We start from the raw sequence: 20,439 nt of genomic DNA on the forward strand, positions 1-20,439 counted from the left end.
AAACGATGCAACCGACAATGATGACCTATATCGAAGAACAGCCCGCGGCGCTGGCGGCGATCCTCAACGCGTACCCGCAGCATCTGGCGTCCGTGGAGGACTTTGCCCGCCAGCATCCGGTGCGCCGCCTGCTGGTGCTGGCGACCGGCTCGTCGCTGAATGCGGCGATGTGCGCACGCTACTTCTTTGAACACCGGTTTGGCCTGCTGGTGGAGATCAAAGAGCCATACAACTTTGTCCACTATGAGGCCATCGACCCGCATACCGACATGGTGCTGGTGGTTTCCCAGAGCGGGAAAAGTGCCTCGACCCTGACGGCGATGGAGAAAGTGCAGGCCGCCGGGCTGCCGGTGTTTGCCCTGACCTCGGATCCGGATAGCCCGATAGGCCGCCGCTGCGACCATGTGCTGGATATCCATACCGGGATCGAGAAGGTGGGCTTCGTCACCCGCGGATTTAGCGCCACGGTGCTGAATCTGCTGCTGGTCGCGCTGACTATCGCCCGGGCGCAGCAGCAGATCGATGACCGGGAAACGGACGACTATCTGGCGGCGCTGCACCAGCTGGCGGGAGCGATCCCCGGCACCCTCGCCCGCACGGAGGCCTTTTTCGAGCGGCACGTTCAGGAACTGCAGGCCGGGACGCGCTTTGTCGCCATCGGCGAGGGTGCCCTGACCGGGGTGGCGAAAGAGTTTGAGACCAAGTTCACCGAAACGGTGCGGGTGCCGTCCGGCGGGTTTGAGCTGGAGGCCTATATGCATGGCCCCTATCTGGAGGCCAACGCTGAGCATGTGATGTTCTTTATTGAGGACGCGCCAAACCCGCGCCTGCGGGCGCTCAGGGACTATATGGCCCCGGCGGTTAAGCGGGCGTTCCTGGTCACCCTGACGGGCGAGGAGGGGCCGGATACCCTGGCGCTGAACTGCCGCCTGCCGCATCTGCTCTCACCGCTGCTGTTGATTGTCCCTCTGCAAATTCTGGCCTGGCGTACCGCCTGCGCCAAAGGCATCGATCTCTCGGTGCGTATCTTTGACGATTTCGATCGGGTTTTAAAAAGTAAAATCTAAAGGAGAATGACCATGTTAGGTTTTAATCAGGACGAGTACCTGACCAGTGCTCGTGAGATTGTTGCTGCGCGCAAACAGGCGGAACAGGTTGCTGATGAGATTACTCAGCAGGGTTTCAGCACCTTATTTTTCGCCTCGGTAGGGGGCTCGTTAGCCCCGATGATGGCGATGAACGCCTTCGCCCGGGAAATAACTGAGATGCCGGTTTACCTTGAGCAGGCGGCGGAATTAATTCATGCCGGGCATAAACGCTTAAATAAAGATTCGGTGGTGATTACCCTTTCGAAATCGGGTGATACCAAAGAGTCGGTGGCGATTGCGGAATGGTGTAAGGCTCAGGGGATCCGCGTGGTGGCAATCACCAAAAACAGCGACTCGCCGCTGGCCAATGCCGCCACCTGGCATATTCCGATGCGCCACAAAAACGGCGTGGAATATGAGTACATGCTGCTGTACTGGGTATTCTTCCGCCTGGTGCAGGGTAACGGGGAATTTGAAAAATATGACCGCTTTGCCAGCCAGCTGGAGCTGCTACCTGAGAATCTCCTGAACGCCAAAAAGCAATTTGATCCGCAGGCCGACGCCATCGCGCAAAAATACCATAACGCCGACTATATGATGTGGATTGGCGGGGCGGAGATGTGGGGTGAAGTCTATCTCTTCTCGATGTGTATTCTGGAGGAGATGCAGTGGAAGCGCACCAAATCGGTCTCGTCGGCGGAGTTCTTCCACGGCACGCTGGAGCTGCTGGAGAAAGAGGTCCCGCTGTTCCTGGTGAAGGGCGAGGGGAAATGCCGGGCGCTGGACGATCGCGTGGAGCGTTTTGCGGCGAAAATTACCGATAACCTGGTGGTGTTTGATCCGCGTGAGTATGCGCTGGCGGGAATTGATGATGAGTTCCGCTGGCTGCTGGCGCCGTGCGTGATCTCAACCTTGCTGGTGGACCGTCTGGCTGCTCATTTTGAGCATTACACCGGCCACAGTCTGGATATTCGCCGTTATTACCGGCAGTTTGAGTATTAATATTAACGCCCGGCGGCGCAAGCTTGCCGGGCCTACGTGTAGGCCTGATAAGCGCAGCGCCATCAGGCGTTAGTCATTTTGATGAGAACTATAGGTCAATTAGTGTACATGACCTTATAGGATGTGAGAGAATGCCAGTAAGGGAAATATAATAATATCAGAGGATTAGATGAGAGAATTTAGACTTATTCAAATCTGGGATGCATGTAGAGAACTTGCGCCAGAGGATTTTCAATACATATTAAGGCCGCAAATAGCCTTTGAAAAAGCGAGAGTCTATTATGATCTTGATTATGAAAACTATGGCAGCGACTTTTCTCTTCATCAAATTCCAAAGAGGAAGAGCGGTTTTATCAATCAGTTCTCACCGATGTATGATCGTAAACGCAATGGTATGTATGATGGTGCATACGATCACACAGAAGATAATATAGATAGAGGCTGGTTTATTGGAATAGACGAAACTGAGAAATGGAACCATTTTAACAATCCTTTCTATTTTGATGAGAACGGCAATCTTATCTATGATTGTTTTATGTGTCACTGGAATGAATGGTTTGAAATAGAAGTACGAAAGGCTTATGAAAAATGTCTCAATAATCATCAGGGCAGAAAACCAGTCCCAACACAAAAATTACATTACTCTGATGCACTTATACAGCAAGCTCAGTCTGCCAGGATAATTAATAGTAAAGCCGCCGGACGTTTGTTAGCCGCAGGTGGTGTTTATAATGGAAATATTGAAGGGTTCAGGAAAACGGCAGAGCAGTTAGGTGCTGATGCTATAGATGGTTATAATCAAGTATTTAATGAGAAAACGGCAGGTATGGCTATTGCTGCTGCTTCAATACTATTGGCTAAACGACCTGGTACAGAAGCATATGGAGAAATCAATAGCTATTTGGGCAAGTTAAGAGGTGAATCAAAAGTAATAAGTGGTATAACTATAAAAGATATTAATTATATTAAGTGAGGAACAGCTGAAACCGCCATACTAAGAAAAGAATTTGATGGTACCGCCAGAAAAAAATTTCTTAGTCATATTGCGGATTCCCCAGAAGCTGCAAAGACCTTTAATGCTTCACAAATATTAAGAATGAATAGTGGTAAATCTCCAGATGGTTGGGATGTTCACCATAAGCTACCTTTAGATGATGGTGGTTCAAATGCGTTTGAAAATCTTGTGCTAATAGAGAAAGAACCTTACCATAAGATTTTTACAAACATGCAAAGGGCAGCGACTAAAGGAATGTTACCAGGAGAAACTAAAATTACACCATGGGCTATTCCTTCCGGCACAATTTATCCCCTTAAATAATTTGACAGGAACTAATGGAAATGAAAATAGAAGATACTCTGTCAGACTTAAAAAATGCAATGGAAAAATGGGATTATCCAATACAGCATCCTGTCAAAAATTCGTTCGTAGAAAGTATAACAAACAGAAAAAATGATTCAAATAACTCTCCTTTTCTTGAAAATTTGGCGGATGAATTATGTATTCTCTTTGTCAATCAACCTGATTATGTAACCTTTTTGAGAAAAATGGATGGACTTGAATATGATGGGGTTACTTTATTCAGTTTGTCTGTGCCAGAGCCTGTTATAAAAAATTTTTTTGTAATGAATGAGTACTACAGAAATAATGATGATTATATCGACCCAGACCTTGCGGAAAGATTAGTTATTGGTGAAAATAATATTTCATTGTTTACTTATGATACTAAAACAAATTTATTTGAAATCCGTGACAGTGCATCAAGTGAATCTGTTTATGGCTCATTTGATAATTTTGCCAATTTCTTAACTGAGATTTTGAGTGCCGTTAAGTAAAGTAAAAGTGGCACTGGATATCACGCCCGGCGGCGCCAGCTTGCCGGGCCTACGTGTAGGCCTGATAAGCGCAGCGCCATCAGGCGTTAACGAAAATTAAACCCGGCTACCCCACAGGTCATATTCGTCAGCGTTTTCAACTTTAACGCGCACGATATCACCCGGTTTCACCTTGGTTTCGCCATTCAGGTAGACCGCGCCGTCGATTTCCGGGGCATCGGCCATGCTGCGGCCAATCGCGCCTTCTTCGTCTACTTCGTCGATGATCACCAGAATTTCGCGGCCCACTTTCTCCTGCAGACGTTCGGCAGAGATCTGCTGTTGCAGCTGCATAAAGCGGTTCCAGCGCTCTTCTTTCACCTCTTCCGGTACCTGATCGGCCAGTTCGTTGGCGGTCGCGCCTTCTACCGGGCTGTACTTGAAGCAGCCTACGCGATCCAGACGCGCTTCAACCAGGAAGTCGAGCAGCATCTGGAAATCTTCTTCGGTTTCACCCGGGAAGCCGACGATAAAGGTGGAGCGCAGGGTCAGATCCGGGCAGATTTCACGCCACTGCTTAATGCGCGCCAGCTGGCGGTCAACGGAGCCAGGACGCTTCATCAGCTTCAGAATACGCGGGCTGGCGTGCTGCAGGGGGATATCCAGATACGGCAGGATCTTGCCTTCCGCCATCAGCGGGATCACGTCGTCCACGTGCGGGTACGGATAGACGTAGTGCAGACGGGTCCAGATGCCCAGTTTAGCGAGCTGTTCGCACAGGCCGACCATGCTGGTTTTCACCGGCTCGCCGTTGTGGAAGCCGGAGCGGTGCTTGACGTCCACACCGTAAGCGGAGGTGTCCTGGGAGATCACCAGCAGCTCTTTCACACCCGCATCCGCCAGACGTTTGGCTTCGGCCAGCACTTCACCAATTGGACGGCTCACCAGATCGCCACGCATGGACGGGATAATGCAGAAGGTGCAGCGATGGTTGCAGCCTTCGGAAATTTTTAAGTACGCATAGTGACGCGGGGTCAGCTTCACGCCCTGTTCCGGCACCAGGCTCAGGAACGGGTTATGCTTTGGTTTTGGCACATAGTGATGCACATGTTCCAGCACCTGCTCGTAGCTGTGAGGACCGGTGATTTCCAGCACCTTAGGATGGACTTCGCGGATTTGATCGACTTTGGCGCCCAGACAACCGGTGACAATCACCTTGCCGTTTTCAGTGAGTGCTTCACCGATGGCTTCCAGAGACTCCTGCACGGCGCTATCAATAAAGCCGCAGGTGTTAACGATCACCATGTCGGCATTGTCGTAGCTCGGCACGACGTCATAGCCTTCAGTGCGAAGTTCGGTCAGGATACGTTCGGAATCCACCAGGTTTTTTGGACAGCCCAGCGAGACGAAGCCGATTTTCGGCTGGTGCGTAACATTGCTCATAGATTAAAAAGTAGTCAGTTAGGGAGTTATCAGGGCAGGGATTGTACAGCGTTCTTGCGGGGATTTATACAGATCCCTGCGCGACGACGATAACGGCTAAGATTTACTTATCCCGGCTTTAAGGGACCCTTATTGGATACGCTAAACAGATAACCTATCTTTCACCTCGTCGATAACTAAATGAGGTACGTTATGAGAGATATCTATCTGCAATCAAAATTAGAAATGGCCAAAACCCTTCACATCTATGGCGTCGAGCTGGCGCACATATCTGTTGCCACCGGGCTTTCACAGTCCAGATTAATCACTGACCTGAATATTGCCGATGATGTTGAGTTCGGTAAGCACAAAGCGAAAAAATAGTGATCGTCCCGGACATGATGCCGGTTTACTGGCGTAAAAAATCAGCCAACAGTGAAAAGAGCATTTTATTGGTCTCTTTCCGGCAGGACGAATAGATACTGAATTGTGGCAACGTAAATGGCGTCTCCAGTTTTTTTAGCTGATACATCCCGGAATAAGTCGCAAAGACTTTTTCCGGGATAATGCCCAGGCAGTCGGTGGTGGAGACAATCAGTAAGATGGAGGCGAAAGAGGTGGTCAGCAGACAGCGCTCGCTGGAGCGGAATTTTTTATCCACGATGCTGCGATGATAAATGATCTTTTCGTTTTTAGTGTTGTACCCCACCAGATTGGCATCCCTGAACATCTCCTCCGTGACCGTATTTTCATAAAGAGGATTATCCTTTGCAGCGATCAGTACCAGCGTCATATCACTCATCTTCTGGCAAGAAATATTACTGCTCTCAACAGAAAAGGTGGAGAACACCACATCCGCCTGGCGCATGTTCAACAGTTCGGTGATTTTCGCTTCGTTAAGCTCGGCGGTGCGGTGCAGCAGGCTGACATCCGCGTTCATCCCGACAATCTTCTGCGTCAGTTCCGGCACCACTAACGGCGAGACAAAGGACTCGGTGTAGAGGGTGAGTCTTCGCTTTTTAATCCGGGAAGAGAGGGGCAGCAGAGTGGCGAGCTTATCGATAATCGGCAGGATGTTGTCATACAGTTCGTCCGCATACACGGTGGGTAACAGCGTGTTGCCGCTGCGGACAAACAGGTTATCCCCCATCTGCTCGCGCAGCTTGCGCAGCGACTGGCTGACGGCAGAGGCGGAAATGTCCAGCATATCGGCCACTTTCGAGATACTGCCTACGCTGTAAATTAAGCAAAAAATGGTCAGCAGATTCAGGTCGATCCGGTTTAACGAAATGATCTTATCTGACACCGGCAACGTTGGCATACGCCCTCTGTCTCCACGCCTTAACCCTCTCAAAAATAGCAGGACTCCCGCCACGCGCGGTGAGGGAGAAGCATGATTTTATGCTCAGCAAAATCAACAGCCTCCGGGTGGCTCTTTTTGCCCGCAGTTTTAACATTGTAAATTTTGCTATTCCGTTGCGAATTATTGACCTGACGCATTAAATTGCACAAAAAATAGACATAATCTGAGAGTGCACTAAAGCTGACAAGGGGGGAAAAAGCATGTCCGTTGACAGACTGAAACGCGATCTTCTTAACAAGATGATTAATGCCCGAATCGATCTCGCCGCCTATCTGCAGTTAAGGAAAGCGAAAGGGTATATGTCAGTCAGCGAAAGCGACCATCTGCGTGACAACTTCTTTGAACTCTGTACTTACATGCGTGAAAAAGCGCCTGAGCTGAGAGCGCATTGCAATGCCGATGAACAGGCGATGCTCTATCGCGCCGCCGGTTCGCTCACCACCGCAGGCGTCTGTATGATGACCGGCAACCACGATTGCCCGACGTTCATCGCCGTCAACGCAGAGAAGCTGGAAAACTGTCTGAACGATCTCACTCTCTGCATCCAGTATCTGAAATCACATTCACCGCTGATTCAGAGCTGATCCCGGGGGAGGCAACTCCCCCATCTGCTTAAGCTTTTGTAAAAGTATCAACGCCCCTGCGCTGAGTGGCTAGTCTTATGCCATACGTCGAAAAGGAGTGCGTTATGCGTCGATCCTCGCTTATTTCCCTGCCATTGTTGCTGATATCCGCCTCGCTGTTTGCTGCGCCCGCCGAAGTGAAGGTGTCGGTACTGCAAAATAAACTCGATCACCCCTGGGCGCTGGCGTTCCTGCCCCAGGATCAGGGCATGCTAATCACGCTGAAAGGCGGACAGCTTAAACGCTGGCAGGCGGGCAAAGGGCTCTCCGATCCCATTGTCGGAGTGCCGAAGGTCTGGGACAGCGGTCAGGGGGGATTACTCGACGTGGCACTGGCACCCGACTTTGCCACCTCCCGCCGGGTCTGGCTGAGCTATGCCGAAGCGGGCGATGACGGGAAAGCGGGCACCGCGGTGGGGTATGGTCGTCTGAGCGAGGATAACACCCGGCTGGAGGACTTTAAGGTGGCCTTCCGCCAGCAGCCGAAACTCTCCACCGGCAATCACTTTGGTGGCCGGCTGGTGTTCGACGGCAAAGGCTATCTGTTTATTGGGTTAGGCGAGAATAACCAGCGCCCAACCGCCCAGGATCTGGATAAGTTACAGGGCAAAGTGGTGCGTCTCACCGATCAGGGCGCGGTACCGGACGATAACCCCTTTGTGAACAACAAACAGGCACGGCCGGAGATCTGGTCTTACGGGATCCGCAACCCGCAGGGGATGGCGATGAACCCGTGGAGCAACACCCTGTGGCTCAATGAGCACGGGCCACGCGGTGGCGACGAGATCAATATCCCGGAAAGAGGCAAAAACTACGGCTGGCCGCTGGCAACCCACGGCATCAACTACAGCGGATTGCCGATCCCGGAAGCGAAAGGTGAAACCGCCGTGGGCACCGAGCCGCCGCTGTTTGTCTGGAAGCAGTCCCCGGCGTTGAGCGGGATGGCTTTCTATAACAGCGACGTCTTCCCGCAGTGGAAGAATAAACTTTTTATCGGCGCGCTGAAGGATAAGGACGTGATTGTGATGAACGTCAGCGGCGACAGCGTTACGGAGGAGGGAAGGATCCTCGGCGACCGCAATCAGCGGGTTCGCGATGTGCGGGTCGGGCCGGATGGCTATTTATACGTGCTGACCGATGAAACAGACGGGCAACTGTTGAAAGTCAGCCCGTCCAGGGAGTAGATCAGGTCACCGGGATCATCACCACGTTGCGATAGGCCGGGCGCTCGCTCAGGTTTGCCAGCCAGCGCTCAAGATGCGGACGGGGTGCCCACGTCAGACCAACGTTGGTCAGGTTCCAGACAAAGGGGGCGACGGCGATATCACCCACGCCAAAGTCGTCGCCCGAGAACCACGGCGTTGTCGCCAGCGCCTCGTCCATCATGGCAAACAGCGATTCGCAGGTGGCTTTGGCAGCGTCAATGGCAGCGTAGTCACGCTCGGCTTCCGGGGTTCTCACCAGCCCCATCAATATTACCCGGTGGGCAGGGGAGAGCGTCTGGTTGGCCCAGTCCATCCACTTTTCACCGACGGCCCGCTTCGCAGGTTCATCGAGCCACAGACGGTTCTGGCCGTACTGCGCCGCGAGGTAGCGCACAATGGCGTTGGATTCCCACAGCGTCAGGTCGGTTTCGTCATCGCGCAGCAGCGGCACCAGACCGTTAGGGTTCATTGCCAGATAGTCGGCCTCTTTATTCACCCCGTGTTCCAGTCCCGCCATGATCTGCTTAAAGGGTAAATCCAGCTCTTCCAGCGTCCAGAGTACCTTTTTAACGTTGGTTGAATTGTTCCTGCCCCACAAAGTAATCATAATAACCCCTTATAATTAAAGCCGTTGTCAGGATGCGATCCCTGGTGATGGCTTCACATGGTGAGATAAACCCAACCAATACGCAACAGACGCGAAAAAAATCGATGCGGTCAAAGCGTATCGGGTTGTTATTGCATAAACTTTAAAAACTTTACCAGGTTTTGGTTTTTTTTAAGGCGTTAGTACGTTATTACTCATCGCTTCTTGCGACACGGTGGTGTGACGTGATTTTTGGAATGGAAACTCGGGTGGCATTATGATGCGAAACACTTTTTCTTTACGCGGTCTGGTAGCGGGTTCTGCGCTGCTGGTCCTTTTTGCACCTTCGCTGTACGCAGCGGAACAGGCGGCGCCTGAGGCTCCACCGGTTGATGCGCGCGCCTGGATATTGATGGACTATGCCAGCGGCAAAGTCCTGGCAGAAGGCAATGCAGATGAAAAACTCGATCCTGCCAGCCTGACCAAAATCATGACCAGCTACGTGGTAGGGCAGTCCCTGAAAGCCGGTAAGATCAAGCTCACCGACATGGTGACCATCGGCAAAGATGCCTGGGCGACGGGCAACCCGGCGCTGCGCGGCTCCTCGGTGATGTTCCTCAAGCCGGGGGATCAGGTGGCGGTTTCCGATCTGAACAAAGGGGTAATCATTCAGTCGGGGAATGATGCCTGTATCGCGCTGGCCGATTACGTGGCGGGCAGCCAGGACTCTTTCATTGGTTTGATGAATGGCTACGCGCAGAAATTAGGCCTCACCAACACCACCTTTAAAACCGTTCACGGCCTGGACGCGCCGGGCCAGTTCAGTACCGCCCGCGATATGGCGCTGCTGGGCAGGGCACTGATTCATGATGTGCCGGAAGAGTACGCGATCCATAAAGAGAAAGAGTTCACTTTCAACAAGATCCGCCAGCAGAACCGCAACCGTCTGCTGTGGAGCAGCAACGTCAATGTGGACGGGATGAAAACCGGCACCACCGCAGGGGCAGGCTACAACCTGGTGGCCTCGGCAACCCAGGGCGATATGCGTCTGATCTCGGTGGTGCTGGGCACCAAAACCGACCGCATCCGCTTTAACGAGTCAGAAAAACTGCTGACCTGGGGCTTCCGCTTCTTCGAAACCGTCACCCCTATCAAGCCGGATGCCACCTTTGTCAGCCAGCGGGTCTGGTTTGGCGATAAGAGCGAGGTCAAGCTCGGCGCCGGTGAAAGCGGCTCGGTCACCATTCCGCGCGGCCAGCTGAAAAACCTGAAAGCCAGCTACACACTGACCGACAAGCAGCTCACTGCACCGCTGAAAAAAGGCCAGGTGGTCGGTACTATCGACTTCCAGCTGAACGGCAAATCCATTGAGCAGCGGCCGCTGGTTGTGATGGAAGCGGTGGAAGAGGGCGGGTTCTTTGGCCGGATGTGGGATTACGTGCTGATGAAATTCCACGAGTGGTTTGGCGGCTGGTTCAACTAAAGCTTCCGTGCAGTGCCGGGTGGCGGCTTCGCCTTACCCGGCCTACGGAGTTCTCAGGCCCGTGCAAGCGCAGCGCCGCCGGGCAATAAACCGCACTCAGTACATCAATTTAATCTGCTGCGCCTTAGCCCAGGTAGTCAGCTCCTCATCAGGGCGACAGTCGCTGACGATCGCGTCAAAGCGCGTCAGCTCCCCCATCCGCGCCGGACGCACCTTGCCCATCTTGCTGTGATCCACCACCAGCACATGGTACTGCGCCATACTCATCGCCCACTGTTTAACCGGCAGCTCATCGAGATTAAAACAGGTCGCCCCCTGGCGAACATGCACCCCTGCCGCAGAGTAAAAGGCGATATCCGGGCACAGGTTACTGAGGGTGTCATGCAGGTTAAGCGGTTTGAAGATAGCGTTGCTGGCGTGGAACTCACCGCCGCAGAGGATCACCCGGCACTCGGGTTTTTCCTGCAGGGCGAGGAAGGTGTTCAGGGAGTAACAGACCCCGGTAAACGGCAGGTCGTTATCGATGGCTTCGATGATCCACGGCGTGGTCGTCCCGCAATCAAAAAACAGCGTCTGATGAGGCTGCACCAGCGAGGCGGCCAGCCGCGCGGCTTTGCGCTTCTCTTCCACCAGCCGGGTTTTTTGATCGCTCAGCAGATAGTGGCTGGCGCTGCGGGGTTCGAGGACAATGTAGCCGCCAAGCAGCACAACCGGCCCGCTTTCACTGTTGAGGTCGCGACGGATGGTCATCTCAGAGACGCCCAGCAGCGCGGCGGCCTCTTTCAGATGCAGTTTATCGCTGCGCTTAAGCGCATTAATCAGTTGAGCCAGCCGTTCGTCACGTCGTGTTTCCATAGGTCCTCAGCGCCATAAAATGAGCCCCCGTTACGCCGGGGGCTCAAGTTTACCTCGCGGGACCTGAATTAGTCACGTATCCAGCCCTTGCGGATCGGCAGGGCAAAGCAGAAGCGGTACAGCTGTGAGAGGCGAAGATAGAGAGCCTGCCCGAACAGGTTCCACAGGATCTGCGCGCTCAGGCAGCCCAGCAGGCCGACCATCAGTCCGCCCAGCATATCCATCGGCCAGTGGACCCCCAGATAAACGCGGGACCAGGCGATGGCGCAGGCCACCATCATCAACACAATGCCGGACCAGACCCGATGCCAGAACAGGAACGCCAGTGCAAAGGTGAAAATGGCGGTGCCGTGATCGCTCGGGAAGGAGTCATCCGCGGCGTGGTGCAGGAAGTTATAGCCGACACGATCGACAAACGGGCGGTCGTGCGGGAACAGATGGCCCAGCAGCCACGACGCCGCCAGGCTTATCACCAGCGCCATGGCGATCTTAATCACCAGCTGACGCTGGGCACCCACCTGCTTGCGCGGCCCCCACAGCCAGAGGATCGCGATCAGCGCGGGCATAATGGTTATCAGGTCTTTCGCCACAAAGATGGCCAGATTAATGCTCCACTCCGGCGAAGCAGGCGTGGCATTGATCAGATAAAACAGTCCGTAGTTCAGATTCTCTAACATATCCTCGTTACTCTTTTGCAAACCAGATGGAGATCAGGCCGTAGGCCACCACCTGTGAAAACCACACCCACCAACCTGCCCACAGGTTGTGCGAGAAGAAATGTGCGCCGCGCATCACCTGGCCATAGCCCATGACCAGGCCGAGCACGACTCCGGCAGCCACCAGCCCCCAGGCCAGACGCGGACGCTCACGCCTGAAGGCGAAGAACAACCCCATCACCATAAAACCGCTTGAAGCGTGACCGCCGGGAAAACAGCGCCCGGGGCCACTGCCAAGGGGAGCTGAATCAAACAGGGGATACGACAGCGCCTTGCCGCCGTACTCCACCAGGTCCCAGGGACAGCTGTGATGACTGACGGCTTTCAGTACCCCCACCACCGCCGTACCCAACCCCATCAGCAGCGCCGCCGTCACCAGCTGGGCATTGCGCCGGAACGCGCCGTAAAGCAGGGTAACCGCCGCCACGGCAATGGTCAGGTATTTCGCCAGCCGATGATTGAGCAGATCCAGCAGCGCGTTTTGCTGCAGCGGAAAGTGCTGGCTGGCCGCGTCAAACCAGTAACCGGTCAGCATCCTGTCGAGGGTTTCATCCCGCGAAAGCCAGGTAAAAAGCCCGGCCAGAACCAGCAGCGTAATCAGCTGATAACCATAAAAACGTGCCGGTAAAGGGTAAAGCGGTTTTGTCTTAGAAGTCTTTAACTTAGACAATTCTGAAGCCGGGGAAAATTGTGTCATAATTAGGGCCAATGACTTAAAACGCCTAAGCATACGGGCGCTAACTTAAGGCAACCTTAAACGACGGCGATTTGTGCGTTATTTCTGACCAGCTGCGTTAATCTGCTATCGCTGGCGCAGCCATTTCATTACACTCTGCGCGATTTTTTATCGGATATTGAGACTCCATGCTAAACCGTTCTTCTTCCAGCACTCGCCTGGGGCGTCAGGCGCTGCTGTTCCCGCTGTGTCTGGTGCTTTACGAATTCTCCACCTATATCGGCAACGATATGATCCAGCCCGGCATGCTGGCCGTGGTGGCGCAGTACAACGCCGGGATCGAGTGGGTTCCCACCTCCATGACCGCCTATCTGGCGGGGGGGATGTTTTTGCAGTGGCTGCTCGGGCCGCTATCGGATCGTATTGGTCGTCGCCCGGTGATGCTCACCGGGGTGGTGTGGTTTATCGTCACCTGCCTGGCGACCCTGCTGGCGCAGAACATCGAGCAGTTCATGGTCCTGCGCTTCCTGCAGGGCGTGAGTCTGTGCTTTATCGGTGCCGTCGGTTACGCCGCTATCCAGGAGTCGTTTGAGGAGGCGGTGTGCATCAAAATCACCGCCCTGATGGCGAACGTAGCGCTGATTGCGCCGCTGCTCGGTCCGCTGGTGGGGGCCGCCTGGGTGCACGTTGCGCCGTGGGAGGGGATGTTCGTGCTGTTTGCGTTGCTGGCGGCGATCTCGTTTTACGGCCTGTACCGCGCGATGCCCGAAACCGCCACCCGCATCGGAGAGAAGCTCTCCATGCAGGAGCTGGGGCGTGACTATAAAGCGGTGCTGAAAAATGTCCGCTTTGTGGCGGGGGCGCTGGCGATTGGCTTTGTCTGCCTGCCGCTGCTGGCGTGGATTGCCCAGTCGCCGGTGATCATCATCAGCGGCGAAAAGCTCAGCAGCTACGAGTATGGCCTGCTGCAGGTGCCGATTTTTGGCGCGCTGATTGTGGGTAACCTGGTGCTGGCCCGGCTGACGTCACGCCGCACCGTGCGCTCGCTAATCATCATGGGCGGCTGGCCGATTGTGATTGGGCTGGTGGTGGCTGCGGTGGCGACGGTGGTTTCATCCCACGCCTATCTGTGGATGACCGCCGGGCTGAGTATCTATGCGTTTGGTATTGGGCTGGCAAATGCCGGGCTGGTGCGTCTGACGCTGTTTGCCAGCGAGATGAGCAAAGGCACGGTGTCGGCAGCGATGGGGATGTTACAGATGCTGATCTTCACCGTCGGGATTGAGGTCAGCAAACACGCCTTCAGCAGCGGTGGCAACGGGCTGTTCAGCCTGTTCAACCTGGCGAACGGCATCCTGTGGCTGGGGCTGATGTTTGTGTTCCTGAAAGACAAGCGGGTGGGCAGTTCGTTACAGCCGGATTAAGCCGGCATAGTGCCCGCATTTTTGCCGGGTGGCGCTGCGCTTACACGGCCTACAAAAGATCGTAGGCCCGTGCAAGCAACGCGCCGCCGGGCAATGCGCCTTAATTGAACGGGGCCTCCCGGTTCAACACGCGATCAATCACCGCCAGCACCCCTTCTTCGTTATTGTGTGGCGCTTCATAGCGGGCAACCGCTTTGATGTGATCCCGGGCATTGGCCATCGCAAAGCTGAACCCGGCCTGGGTCAGCATCTCCACGTCGTTGCCGCTGTCGCCAAAGGCGACCACTTCGCTGTTGTCGATGCCCCACACCTCCTGCAGCAGGCGCAGGCCATTGGCTTTGTGGATCCCCGGCAGGATCAGGTCGATACTGCCGTGCCCGGTGGTGACCGGCACCATAATGTCGCTCAGCTGCTGGTGGATCATCGCCTGGATACGTGGGATTTCATCGTCCGGCACGTTCAGGCCAAACTTAAAGAAGATGTCGTTGAAGTTATCGAAATTGTCCACCTTTTCCAGCCGGTGATAATATTTGGCGGCAAGGTCATGGAAGGTTTCACCATAGTGTTTCAGGGTGTAGGCGCTGCCTTTGCCGCAGGCGATCACTTCCACTTCCGGAATCGAGCAGAGAAACTCCGCCACGGTGGCGAACTGGGCCTGTGTCAGCTCGCCGTTGTAGACATCTTCCCCGGCATTCACCACCCAGCCGCCGTTCTCCGCCACAAAGGCGATCTCATCGGCGATCTCCGGGAAAAAGGAGATCAGCTGGTAGTACTGGTTGCCGCTGGCAACCACAAACCGTATGCCCTGTTCCTTCATCTGCGCGTACTGGCGCAGAAAACGCGCGCGATTGTACTGCTTCGCATCGTCGAGGAAGGTGCCATCCATATCAACCGCAATCAGTTTAACGCTCATATCCATTCTCCATGGCAGATTTAGCCTGCGAATCCGGTTTGGCGACCGCCCGGGCGACCAGGGCGGCAATCATCACTAATCCTAATACCACCAGCATCGCGCTGCGTAAGCCGTAATGCTCCCCGAGGAAGCCCAGCAGCGGCGGGCCCACCAGGAAGGCGAGATAGCCGGTGGTGGCAACCACGCTGACGCGGGTCGGCGCGTCCGGGCCGGTGTCGCTGGCCGCCGAGATGGTCAGCGGGAAGCCGAGCGAGGCACCCAGCCCCCACAGCACCACCGACACGCCGGCCACCCAGTCGACATCGACAAAAATAATCAGGGCAATGCCCAGACCACCCAGCAGGGCGCTGGCGCGGACTACCGTCACGCGGCTGTAGCGGTCAATAAACCAGCCTCCGGTAAAGCGCCCGACGGTCATGCCCAGCGTAAACCCGGCGTAAATCAGCGAGCCGGAGGTCGGACTGAAGCCGTGACCGTCCACCATCAGCAGCGGCAGCCAGTCATTAGCGGACCCTTCCGCAAAGGCCATCGCCAGCACCACCACGCCAATCAGCATCAGCTGCATATCGCGATAGAAGGGCAGCCCTTTTTCACCGGTTTTCGTCTCACCTGCGACGTTTCTGCCGTTGCCATCCGGAATGGCGGTGATCCCCAGCAGCACCGGGGCGATACAGACCAGCGCGGCCAGCAGGATATGGGTAGTAGCAGCAATGCCGGTGGCGGTGAGCGCCATGCCGATGCCAGCACCGGCCAGGGTGCCGAGGCTGTAAAACCCGTGCATCATCGGCAGCACGGTTTTGTTCATCTCCTGCTCGATGGCGGCGCCTTCGACGTTGATCGCCACTTCCGCGGCGCCAAAACTGCCGCCAAACACGGTCAGCCCGAGGGCAAAAGCCAGCGGGGAGGCGAACCACAGCGCAACGCTGAGCAACATCATACCCACAATCGCGCAGCACATCGTGGTGCGGATCACTGTCCGGGTGCCGAAGCGCTTAACCAGCCAGGCGGAACAGAGAATGCCGCTCATCGACCCTATCGACAGGCCAAATAACACGATGCCCATTTCCGCCGTCGAGACCGACAAAATATCGCGGATAGCAGGGGTGCGCGTGGCCCAGGAGGCCATTAACAGGCCGGGGATAAAGAAGAACATAAACAGCGCCCACAGGCGGCGTTGCAGAATTTTGCGCGGTGAGATGACGGTCATGGTTTGTGTACCAGAAGGACAACATAGAAGACAACACTAGCAAGTTTGTGTACATTTGTACATAAATGCGCTGAGGTAAAAATGAACAGACGACCCAACGATCCGCAACGGCGGGAACGGATATTGCAGGCCACTCTGGACACCATCGCTGAGCATGGTCTGAACGCGGTCACCCATCGCAAAATCGCCAGCTGCGCCGGCGTGCCGCTGGGATCGATGACCTACTATTTTTCCGGGATGGATGCGCTGCTCGAAGAGGCCTTCACCTGGTTTACGCAGCAGATGTCGGTTCAGTATCGCGAGTTCTTTGCCGGGGTGACGGGGCCGGAGATGGCCTGCGAGTCGATCACCACCCTGATTTACAGCTCCCGGGTGACTACGCCGCACAACATGGAGCTGATGTACCAGCTGTATGCCTTTATGAACCGCAGCGCTTCGTTAAAAACCGTGATGCAGGACTGGATGAAAACCAGCCAGACTACGCTTGAGCAGTGGTTCGATCCGGTAACCGCCCGGGCGCTGGACGCCTTTATCGAGGGGATGACGCTGCATTTTGTCACCGACCGACAGCCTCTCACGCGGGAAGCGTTGCGGGCGATGGTAGGCAGGATAGCCGGGGCATAACCTCGTTTATGCCCCGCAGGGAACTTACTCGTCCCGCGTCACATACCCGAAATCAAATCCCTGCAGCACATGTTCGCGCAGAAAGTGATTGACCGGATAGCTGTAGCTCTGCCCGATGCTGACGGCATGAACCACCCGCAGTAATGTCCCGCCGCTGAGCGGTAAGGGCTTATCGGTAATTGCAACCTCCGCCTCTTTTAACCCGTTTTTTAAATGCTGGTAAGCCGGGGATTCAGTGATGCTGTTATTGGTGACGCCGAACGTGATCACCAGAATGGCAATTAACGCGACGGGGAAGGCTAAGGGATAGCGATTCATGAGCTGTACGGAGCGCGAGGAACGCCGGGTCAATATCGCCGCCGTCACGGGAACGAGGACCAGATAGAGCAGTTTTGCCAGGTGCGTCAGGGCACCCACCAGAGAGAACATCAGCGCAACGGGCGGCACAATGACGGCACGCGCGGCATCTTCCCCCAGTTTCTCATTAACCCCACCCGCGCTGTAGCTCGGTGCCGCCGCACGCAGTTCAGGTAATTTTTGCTTCACCGCCTCGTCAAGATGAGGCGCGTGGAGCTCAAGAGCAAACTGCTTCAGCTTATCGTTTAGCGGATACTGCTCACGAACAAGCGTATTCCCCGGGAGCTGGAGCTTCTCGCGTAACGCTTTCTGCACCACGTTCAGGCGGAAAAAGACGCCCCAGTCGAGTCGTTTCGGGATAGTCACGCCTTCGTAGACCACGGTCCGCTGGGCGAGATATTTCTCTCTGGCGGCTTTCGCCACCGCCGCATCAAAACCGGCACGATCTGATGGCGTCCAGTCCCTGGTGACCGGAACCCCTTGCCCGCGAACCTGATTCCGCACGGTGGCGTAATAACGTCGCGGGACGTTCCAGGTTTTCAGGCGCTTCGCCTCTAAGGAGCGTTCATAGCGTTGCCAGGCTCGGGCCTGCTCCAGTCGCACCGTTTCGCTGATATCCATCTCGTCGTTGTAATAGGCGACGAACTTTTTATGCACCTCTTCGCGAGCCTTGATCCACGCCTCGTAATAACCCCGCACGCCACCTTCTTGCGCGCTGATATTGTCACGTAAATTTTGCTCCGCATCGCTTTCGAGTAATTTACGGTAGCGATCCGACGAACTTAACAGCACCGGTAAGGTGGCCAGAAATGCCTTTCCGGATGGGCTGGTCCATGTCCGGGCCTGTCCTCCTCCGCTGTCCAGCGGGATGCCTTCCAGCGTCTGCTGCCCTTCAATTAATGCATGCTGGTAGAGCTGCGCCAGCAGAGACATCTGACGAAACTCGCCCGTGCTTTTCGTCACCTGGCGTTCGATCACCCACTCCACGGCATGCCACGTCAGGGTTCCGGCGATCAGGCAGATCAACAGCACCAGGGCCGTGCTGACGTTTGCCGTCAGCCGGATACCTTTTTTCTTCAGCCGGACGAGGCCCATTAGCGAGAACTGCAACACCAGAAGCGCCGCCGCGATGGCGGTTAAGGTCCGCCCGTAGCGCTCCATATTATGAACTTCATCAGCTGTCGAGACGCTACCGACCAGGTCCAGCAGGCGGGAGTTGAACGCCAGCTCGCAAATGAGATAGGAGAGGGTAATGCCCGTCACCAGCCAGTTTTGCCAGCAGGGGAGGGCCGAACGCTTGATCTTGTCCTGCGGCCACGGCTGCTCCTGGACATGCCCGGTCATGACTTCAGCTCCAGGCTGGTCTGGCGGGTTTTCGTCGGTGCATAGATCTCGTTGGGCACGGAATTGTCCAGCTCTGGCTGGGCAACTTTAGGCGGGAGTGGTTCTACCGTTTTGGTCGGGGTCTGTTTTACCGGCTTCGCCACTGGCTGCGCTTTGGCTTTACGCGACGAAGTCACGCTATCGGTGCGGGTACGCTTAACCGTTTTTTGTTGCTCAAGGGGGAGGCGACGATGGTAAACCTCACCATGCTGCCAGGTGTACTGTTCGATCCGGTTCCCGTGGGTGAAATTCAGCTGCAGTTTGTCCGCGCTGGCGGCGATCTCCGGCCCTGTATCGCAGACGCCCGTGAAGGCCCACTCCTGGGAACGGGTGTTTTGCACATCGACCAGGCGATACTGTGCCGGGCAGGAGCGGGTAGCCACTTTCAACAGCAGCAAGGTGTGTCCTTCGATGTGATACTGACTGATGATCCTCGCCCAGCTGACACCCTCGATCGGGCGCTCAATCATCAGATTGCTCCACTTCAGGCTGTAGCGACCATTCAACTCGCGTAACGCGCCTGTCGAGCCATCCGCCAGCGTGAACTGACCGACTTCATTCCCCAGCACGCTCGCCAGGTCAGTGTTAAACAGAATTTTGCCGTTTTTATCGTAACGAACGGAGCAGCCACTTAACCCAAAAATGAACGCCAGAACCAGCAAGCTACGCAGGATTAAATTGTGTCGGGAGATACTCATCTGTTAATTCCGTTTTTGTTCGTTATTTTTTCAATGCAATGCTATCAATGGAGCCATTGATAATGTTGAGAGTGGCTGGTGCGATCTGACGGGCGTGAGGGGACCATCCATGATAAAAATTTCAGGAAAGTTAACATGTTGAGATAATGCGTCAACTTCCAATTCTGGTGGGTTATGCGGCGACCTGCTACCGGTTTTATTCTTTAGCTGCTGCCAGGCGACTCGCATTTATTTTTACCCGGGTATAATTCATATAACGCCGCTGTTGGCGTTCCGCGCGATTTTTACCCGGATAAAAAAGGTGACTACATGGCAAATATCACCCTTACCGTCTTCTGGCGGCAGCGTCAGATCGCCCAGGGTACGCTGAGCGAACTGTTACAGCAGATCCAATCCGCTAACATTCAGCGTGAAAGCGTTTTCATTTTTAACGATCGCAGCGGAAAACGGCTCGATATTCCTCTTAATGGCGATATTGCCGATATTCTGGCGGCCTACCCTGAACTGGCAGAGACCCGTGCTGTAAAAGCCCGCGGACGGCCAAAGCTCGGCGTCCTGGCCAAAGAGGTGACGTTGCTGCCCCGGCACTGGGAGTGGCTGGCCACCCAGCCCGGCGGGGCGTCTGCCACTCTTCGCAGGCTTATCGACCGGGCCAGAAAACCCGGTAAAGCGGCGGATAACAAGCGCCAGCGCCACGATCGCGCCTACCACTTTATGTACGAGGTTGCGGGAGATCTGCCTGATTACGAGGCCAGCCTGCGCGCGCTTTTTGCTGACGATGAGGCGGCGTTTACCGCGTCTATTGAGAGCTGGCCGCGGGATATTCGCCAGTACGCGTTACGGCTGGCATTTGGTAAAGAAGAGGAGAGTCAGGGAACGTGAAGAACCGGCCTCATTAAAAATCTATACAAATGTAAATTTCTGTGCAATTTTATCCGCAAATCTAATTTTAAACTGTTGATATAAAATAGATAAAAAACAATGGTAGGTTTCCTTTGTTCC

General features: G+C 54.9%; 20 protein-coding genes and 1 pseudogene. 11 read left to right on the top strand and 10 right to left on the bottom strand.

The window, feature by feature from the left end:
- The first annotated feature begins 5 nt into the window (after window positions 1–5).
- The 4 genes and pseudogenes from G7090_RS07180 to G7090_RS07195 all read left to right on the top strand — a co-directional run bounded on the left by G7090_RS07180 (window position 6) and on the right by G7090_RS07195 (window position 3,923).
- Window positions 6–1,067: an SIS domain-containing protein gene (locus tag G7090_RS07180; RefSeq protein WP_166181948.1), complete on the top strand. Its 1,062-nt coding sequence runs from the start codon at window positions 6–8 to the stop codon at window positions 1,065–1,067.
- Between the two features lie 12 nt (window positions 1,068–1,079).
- Entirely contained in the window at window positions 1,080–2,090 is a 1,011-nt protein-coding gene (locus G7090_RS07185) for an SIS domain-containing protein (RefSeq protein ID WP_166181949.1), read from the top strand.
- A 676-nt stretch (window positions 2,091–2,766) separates the two neighbouring features.
- A pseudogene (locus G7090_RS23720) lies at window positions 2,767–3,408 on the top strand (HNH endonuclease signature motif containing protein); the annotation flags it as partial.
- A gap of 20 nt (window positions 3,409–3,428) precedes the next feature.
- Window positions 3,429–3,923: a YrhA family protein gene (locus G7090_RS07195; RefSeq protein ID WP_166181950.1), complete on the top strand. Its 495-nt coding sequence runs from the start codon at window positions 3,429–3,431 to the stop codon at window positions 3,921–3,923.
- 96 nt (window positions 3,924–4,019) lie between these two features.
- Here G7090_RS07195 and rimO read toward each other — a convergent pair whose 3' ends face one another.
- On the bottom strand, window positions 4,020–5,345 hold the full coding sequence (rimO, locus tag G7090_RS07200; protein WP_166181951.1) for a 30S ribosomal protein S12 methylthiotransferase RimO: 1,326 nt from the start codon (window positions 5,343–5,345) through the stop codon (window positions 4,020–4,022).
- Window positions 5,346–5,537: 192 nt separating this feature from the next.
- Here rimO and G7090_RS07205 point away from each other — a divergent pair, with 192 nt between their 5' ends.
- Window positions 5,538–5,708 (top strand): glycine cleavage system protein T, encoded by a 171-nt coding sequence (locus G7090_RS07205; RefSeq protein ID WP_242685358.1) that lies wholly within the window; start codon window positions 5,538–5,540, stop codon window positions 5,706–5,708.
- Window positions 5,709–5,733: 25 nt separating this feature from the next.
- On the opposite strand, the gene G7090_RS07210 is transcribed toward G7090_RS07205, so the two are convergent.
- Window positions 5,734–6,645, bottom strand: coding sequence for a LysR family transcriptional regulator (locus tag G7090_RS07210; protein WP_166181953.1), 912 nt, complete (start codon window positions 6,643–6,645; stop codon window positions 5,734–5,736).
- A 242-nt stretch (window positions 6,646–6,887) separates the two neighbouring features.
- Here G7090_RS07210 and bssR point away from each other — a divergent pair, with 242 nt between their 5' ends.
- Both bssR and G7090_RS07220 read left to right on the top strand, forming a co-directional pair.
- On the top strand, window positions 6,888–7,271 hold the full coding sequence (gene bssR / locus G7090_RS07215) for a biofilm formation regulator BssR (RefSeq protein ID WP_106992497.1): 384 nt from the start codon (window positions 6,888–6,890) through the stop codon (window positions 7,269–7,271).
- A gap of 104 nt (window positions 7,272–7,375) precedes the next feature.
- Entirely contained in the window at window positions 7,376–8,494 is a 1,119-nt protein-coding gene (locus G7090_RS07220; RefSeq protein WP_166181954.1) for a PQQ-dependent sugar dehydrogenase, read from the top strand.
- Window position 8,495: 1 nt separating this feature from the next.
- Here G7090_RS07220 and G7090_RS07225 read toward each other — a convergent pair whose 3' ends face one another.
- Window positions 8,496–9,122 carry a glutathione S-transferase family protein gene (locus G7090_RS07225; RefSeq protein ID WP_166181955.1) on the bottom strand — a complete coding sequence of 209 codons (627 nt, stop codon included), beginning with the start codon at window positions 9,120–9,122 and terminating at the stop codon, window positions 8,496–8,498.
- A gap of 256 nt (window positions 9,123–9,378) precedes the next feature.
- Here G7090_RS07225 and dacC point away from each other — a divergent pair, with 256 nt between their 5' ends.
- Window positions 9,379–10,584 carry a serine-type D-Ala-D-Ala carboxypeptidase gene (gene dacC / locus G7090_RS07230; protein WP_106992500.1) on the top strand — a complete coding sequence of 402 codons (1,206 nt, stop codon included), beginning with the start codon at window positions 9,379–9,381 and terminating at the stop codon, window positions 10,582–10,584.
- A 96-nt stretch (window positions 10,585–10,680) separates the two neighbouring features.
- Here dacC and deoR read toward each other — a convergent pair whose 3' ends face one another.
- The 3 genes from deoR to G7090_RS07245 form a co-directional block, all read right to left on the bottom strand.
- Entirely contained in the window at window positions 10,681–11,439 is a 759-nt protein-coding gene (gene deoR, locus G7090_RS07235; protein WP_166181956.1) for a DNA-binding transcriptional repressor DeoR, read from the bottom strand.
- A 68-nt stretch (window positions 11,440–11,507) separates the two neighbouring features.
- Complete coding sequence (gene ybjG, locus G7090_RS07240; RefSeq protein ID WP_106992502.1) at window positions 11,508–12,116, bottom strand: undecaprenyl-diphosphate phosphatase; 609 nt, start codon at window positions 12,114–12,116, stop codon at window positions 11,508–11,510.
- 7 nt (window positions 12,117–12,123) lie between these two features.
- On the bottom strand, window positions 12,124–12,852 hold the full coding sequence (locus G7090_RS07245; RefSeq protein WP_166181957.1) for a phosphatase PAP2 family protein: 729 nt from the start codon (window positions 12,850–12,852) through the stop codon (window positions 12,124–12,126).
- A 167-nt stretch (window positions 12,853–13,019) separates the two neighbouring features.
- Here G7090_RS07245 and G7090_RS07250 point away from each other — a divergent pair, with 167 nt between their 5' ends.
- The gene (locus G7090_RS07250) at window positions 13,020–14,255 is read left to right on the top strand and encodes an MFS transporter (RefSeq protein ID WP_166181958.1); all 1,236 of its coding nucleotides are present in this window, start codon (window positions 13,020–13,022) and stop codon (window positions 14,253–14,255) included.
- 100 nt (window positions 14,256–14,355) lie between these two features.
- On the opposite strand, the gene G7090_RS07255 is transcribed toward G7090_RS07250, so the two are convergent.
- Complete coding sequence (locus G7090_RS07255; protein WP_166181959.1) at window positions 14,356–15,168, bottom strand: Cof-type HAD-IIB family hydrolase; 813 nt, start codon at window positions 15,166–15,168, stop codon at window positions 14,356–14,358.
- Window positions 15,158–16,375, bottom strand: a complete 1,218-nt coding sequence (locus G7090_RS07260) for an MFS transporter (protein ID WP_106992506.1) — start codon at window positions 16,373–16,375, stop codon at window positions 15,158–15,160. Before G7090_RS07260 ends, G7090_RS07255 begins: the two co-directional genes overlap by 11 nt.
- 81 nt (window positions 16,376–16,456) lie before the next feature.
- Here G7090_RS07260 and G7090_RS07265 point away from each other — a divergent pair, with 81 nt between their 5' ends.
- Complete coding sequence (locus G7090_RS07265) at window positions 16,457–16,999, top strand: TetR/AcrR family transcriptional regulator (RefSeq protein ID WP_166181960.1); 543 nt, start codon at window positions 16,457–16,459, stop codon at window positions 16,997–16,999.
- A gap of 24 nt (window positions 17,000–17,023) precedes the next feature.
- Here the strand turns inward: G7090_RS07265 and G7090_RS07270 are convergent, their stop codons facing one another.
- Together G7090_RS07270 and G7090_RS07275 are read right to left on the bottom strand one after the other, a co-directional pair.
- A complete protein-coding gene (locus G7090_RS07270) occupies window positions 17,024–18,700 on the bottom strand; it encodes a hypothetical protein (RefSeq protein WP_166181961.1) in 1,677 nt (558 codons plus the stop codon).
- A complete protein-coding gene (locus G7090_RS07275; protein ID WP_166181962.1) occupies window positions 18,697–19,437 on the bottom strand; it encodes a hypothetical protein in 741 nt (246 codons plus the stop codon). Before G7090_RS07275 ends, G7090_RS07270 begins: the two co-directional genes overlap by 4 nt.
- Before the next feature lie 309 nt (window positions 19,438–19,746).
- On the opposite strand from G7090_RS07275, the gene G7090_RS07280 reads away from it, so the two are divergent.
- A complete protein-coding gene (locus tag G7090_RS07280; RefSeq protein ID WP_166181963.1) occupies window positions 19,747–20,319 on the top strand; it encodes a DUF2239 family protein in 573 nt (190 codons plus the stop codon).
- Window positions 20,320–20,439 lie beyond the last annotated feature (120 nt).

It is taken from the genome of Leclercia sp. 29361, from assembly GCF_011290365.1.
Classification (GTDB): domain Bacteria; phylum Pseudomonadota; class Gammaproteobacteria; order Enterobacterales; family Enterobacteriaceae; genus Enterobacter; species Enterobacter tamurae.